Below are 3,771 nucleotides of genomic sequence, written 5' to 3'. Positions count from 1 at the left end.
CCACCGTGATCTTCAGTCTGTACGGCATGAATTTCGCATGGATGCCGGAGTTGAAATGGAAGGCTGGGTACCCGCTGGCGGTCGCCGCCACGGTGTTCGGTTGCGCCTTCGTCTACCGCCGATTGCGCCGGGCGGGCTGGGTCTAGCCTGGATATTTCGCGAGGCGTCATCGACGTCGGGCTTGGCATCGAGCGCGACGCGACTGGCATCGCGGAGGAGGGTCTGAAGGCTCGAGGCGTGGGTATTGGCGAACGCAGGGCGCAATGCCCCCTTGCCCCCGTTGTTGGTCAACGTGCCGGGGACAGCACTCGTTGTCGCTCAAGGGGCCAGGGCGTGGGCGGCGCTGAGGAACACGTGCTTGAGGGGATGGCTGGAGGCCAGTAGCAGGCGCACGCGGCGGGTGTTGCGCACGACGGCCGCGCCGATCTTGAGCAGCTTGATGCGGATGGTGGCCGCGCAGGCACGCGCGAGTTCGGTGCCCTGCAACGCGCGCCGGCGCAAGTGAATGATGAGCGTGTAGGCGAAGGCCGCCAGCAGCAGGCGCAGCTGATTGGCGGCGAAGCGATGGGCGCTGGCGCGACGGCCGAACAGATCGAGCTGGGCTTCCTTGATGCGGTTCTCGGCCTCGCCGCGCGTGCAGTACAGGCGTTCGTAGAGCTCGGTGCAATCGCCCGGCAGGCTGGTGACGATGAAGCGGGGATTGGGTCCCTGGGGGCCATGTTCGAGCCGGGCGATCACGCGCCGCTCGCGCTCCCAGCTTCGCGCCGCGTAGGGGAATTCGCCGATGAGCCGCTGCTTGGTGCCACAGTCCTGGTACGGCTCGGCCAGGGCTTGTTCGGCGAGGGCGACCTGCCATTGCAGCGTGGGGTTCTTCGCCAGCCCGATGATGGAATCGATGCCCCAGGCGTCGAAGCGCCTGAGCGCACGCGGGCGGCAGAACCCGGAGTCGGCGCGTACGACCAGGCGCACGCCCGGCCAGGCCTGGCGCAGCCGGCGCGCCAGCGGCTTGATCAGCGCACTGAGCACTGGCCGGGTCGCGCCAGCTCGGACGCAGCACGCACGCCAGCATGTCCTGGCCGCAGAACACGTACAGCGGCAAGTAGCAGTAGCTGTCGTAGTGGAAGTGGAAGTGCGCCCCTTCCTGCTGTCCGTACAACGGCACGTGGGTGGCGTCGATGTCGAGCACCAGCTCGCGCGGGGCCTCGCCACGCCCGGCGATGAACGTCTCCAGCAACACCCCATGCAGCGCCGCGGCGTGCGCTGGCGTGGCCGAGCGCTCCAGGCGACTGAACGTGGGGGCCGAGGCCAGCTCCTCGGCACGGCCCACCGCCGTCTGCAGCGCCAGGTCGTGCCGCAAGGTGTTGTGGTCCGTCACATCCTCCCAGCCGCAGCACAGGCCGTAGATGCGCTGCGCCAGCAGGCTGCGCATGCTGTGGCGAACACTGGCGGCGCGACGGCCATCAGCGAACACTCCCGCTGCCGCGCGCGTCAGGCCGATGCGCTCGTCGATCCGACGCAGCAGCATCACCCCGCCGTCACTGACGATGTCACCGCCATCAAACGCGGCCTGCACCACGCGGCGCCCGACTCGCCCGAAATCCACCACGCCCTCGGTACACTTTGGCATCGGCCGCTTCCTCCTTGGTTCGTCACGTTTCGAGTCTCGATACCTCTGAAACGCACGACCGGATCAAGCGGCCGACCTACTTCCTCGCGAAATATCCAGGCTAGTGTTCGAGCCCGCTTGACCGCTCCGGCGATGAACGCACCGGGAGAGAATTTGCGCGCCACCTCGTCGAGGCTGCGGCCGCCGATCGCTCCCGCAGGCACGCGAACGAAATGCCAGTTGTTGGCGGGACAGGACACTCCAGGCAGCGCTGCCCGGGGGCGTGGCGCACAGCGCCGCCGAGTGCGGCGATGCGGCGCTCTGTCCCCCCGAAGATCTCCGGGCGCATCCGGCGCAAGCGGCGGTTGCCCTCCCGCCCCGAGGTACTTCAGCCAAGACGGCATAGGGGGGTAGCCTATACTGCGGAACATGAGCCACACCATCCGCCGCAAGACCAAGCTGCTGAACCGGGTGCGCCGCATCCGCGGGCAGGTCGACGCCATCGAGCGCGCGCTCGAGGCCGAGGCCGGCTGCGAGCAGGTGATGCATGTCATCGCGGCCTGCCGCGGGGCCCTCAACGGCCTGCTGGGCGAGGTCGTCGAGGAGCATATCCAGAGCCACCTGGTCGAGCCGCTCAAGGACAAGGATGCATCCGCGGCGGAGGCGGCGGAGCAGTTGGTGGACGTTTTCAGGGGCTACTTCCGATGAGCGAAAGGCACGACCGCGCCGTTTCCGTGCCCGAGCACGACCACGTGTTCCTCGGCGAGGGCCACGACCGCAACGCACGCAAGACCTGGTCGGTGATCGTGCTGTGCTCGGTCGTCATGGTGGTGGAGATCGCGGGCGGGGTGCATTTCGGCTCCCTGGCGCTGATCGCCGACGGCATGCACATGAGCACCCACGCCGCGGCGATGCTGATCGCCGCGCTGGCCTACACCTACGCCCGCAGGCACGCCCGCGATGCCCGCTTCAGCTTCGGCACCGGCAAGGTCGGCGACCTGGCGGGATTCTCGAGCGCCATCATCCTGGCGATGATCGCGCTGCTGATCGGCTACGAGGCCGTCGACCGTCTGCTGCACCCCGTGCGCATCGACTTCGACCAGGCCATCGCCATCGCCTTCTTCGGACTCGGGGTCAACGTGATCAGCGCCTGGCTGCTCAGCGGCGGCGGCCATGCGCACCACCATGCGCACGGCCACGGGCATCCCCACGGCCATGGCGGCGCCGCGCACGAGCATGCAGAGGAGACCCGCGCGGTCGACACGCCCTTCGGGCGCCTGCAGTTGAGCATCTTCGAGGATGGCGTGCCGCCGCGTTTCCAGGTGCGCCGCTTCCAGGATGCCGCCACGCCGACCCTCGGCCCCGGCGACCTCGTGCTGACCACTCTGCGCGAGGACGGCGCACAGCAGCGATTCGCGTTGCGCGATGCCGGCGACTGCTGGGAGTCGGTGGACGAAATTCCCGAGCCGCACGCCTTCGAGCTTCGCGTCGAAGCCGGCGCGGGCGCCGGAGCCTTCGTCACCACGCTGCACTACGAGGAGGAGTCGGACCATGTCCATGGGGACCACCACCGGGACCACAACATGCGCGCGGCCTTCGTGCACGTGGCGGCCGACGCCGCGGTGTCGATCCTGGCCATCCTCGGACTGGCGGCCGGCAAGTATTTCGGGCTGAACTTCATGGACCCCGTGATGGGCATCGTCGGCGCGCTGGTCATCGCCAACTGGTCCTTCGGCCTGGTGCGCGACACGGGCGCCATCCTGCTCGACATGAACCCGGACCGCCCGCTCAGCCGCGATATCTCGGCGCTGGTGGCGGCGCAGGGCGACCAGGTCCGCGACCTGCACCTGTGGCGCCTCGGGCCCGGACATCTGGGGGCCATCGTCGCGGTCCGCAGCCGCGACGCCGCCCATGACGCTTCGTACTACCAGCGCCTGTTCGAGCGCTTCGGCGTTCTCTCCCATGTCACGGTCGAGGTCACGTCGGCCGGGCCCGCATGACGCCAGGTCGCGCCTGACTCCGATGGAGCACGCCGCGACGACCGAACTGCTGCGACTCGCGCGCGTCGTCGCGCTGTTCGTGCTGACCGCGATCGCCGAGATCGTCGGCTGCTACCTGCCGTGGCTGGTACTGCGCCAGGGGCGCTCGTGGTGGTTGTGGTTGCC

Annotated in this window: 3 protein-coding genes and 2 pseudogenes; 4 read left to right on the top strand and 1 reads right to left on the bottom strand. The window is 68.9% G+C overall.

Annotated elements, in window-relative coordinates:
• Positions 1 to 5: 5 nt before the first annotated feature.
• A complete protein-coding gene (locus tag LI953_RS15650) occupies positions 6 to 146 on the top strand; it encodes a CorA family divalent cation transporter (protein ID WP_227076939.1) in 141 nt (46 codons plus the stop codon).
• A gap of 172 nt (positions 147 to 318) precedes the next feature.
• Here LI953_RS15650 and LI953_RS15215 read toward each other — a convergent pair.
• A pseudogene (locus LI953_RS15215) lies at positions 319 to 1,627 on the bottom strand (IS1380 family transposase).
• Positions 1,628 to 2,035: 408 nt separating this feature from the next.
• On the opposite strand from LI953_RS15215, the gene LI953_RS15210 reads away from it, so the two are divergent.
• The 3 genes and pseudogenes from LI953_RS15210 to LI953_RS15200 form a co-directional block, all read left to right on the top strand.
• Positions 2,036 to 2,314 carry a metal/formaldehyde-sensitive transcriptional repressor gene (locus tag LI953_RS15210; RefSeq protein ID WP_227076938.1) on the top strand — a complete coding sequence of 93 codons (279 nt, stop codon included), beginning with the start codon at positions 2,036 to 2,038 and terminating at the stop codon, positions 2,312 to 2,314.
• A complete protein-coding gene (dmeF, locus tag LI953_RS15205; RefSeq protein ID WP_227076937.1) occupies positions 2,311 to 3,606 on the top strand; it encodes a CDF family Co(II)/Ni(II) efflux transporter DmeF in 1,296 nt (431 codons plus the stop codon). The genes LI953_RS15210 and dmeF overlap by 4 nt, the downstream gene beginning before the upstream one ends.
• A 22-nt stretch (positions 3,607 to 3,628) precedes the next feature.
• Positions 3,629 to 3,771 (top strand): annotated as a pseudogene (locus tag LI953_RS15200) (hypothetical protein); the annotation flags it as partial.

Origin of the sequence: Acidocella sp. KAb 2-4, assembly GCF_020567705.1 — a bacterium.
GTDB lineage: Bacteria > Pseudomonadota > Alphaproteobacteria > Acetobacterales > Acetobacteraceae > Acidocella.
This window is presented reverse-complemented; position numbering and strand designations above follow the sequence as displayed.

Bases quoted from the DNA above. Each gene is read 5' to 3' on its own strand.
- dmeF (WP_227076937.1), top strand. From the start codon at position 2,311: ATGAGCGAAAGGCACGACCGCGCCGTTTCCGTGCCCGAGCACGACCAC.
- LI953_RS15210 (WP_227076938.1), top strand. From the start codon at position 2,036: ATGAGCCACACCATCCGCCGCAAGACCAAGCTGCTGAACCGGGTGCGC.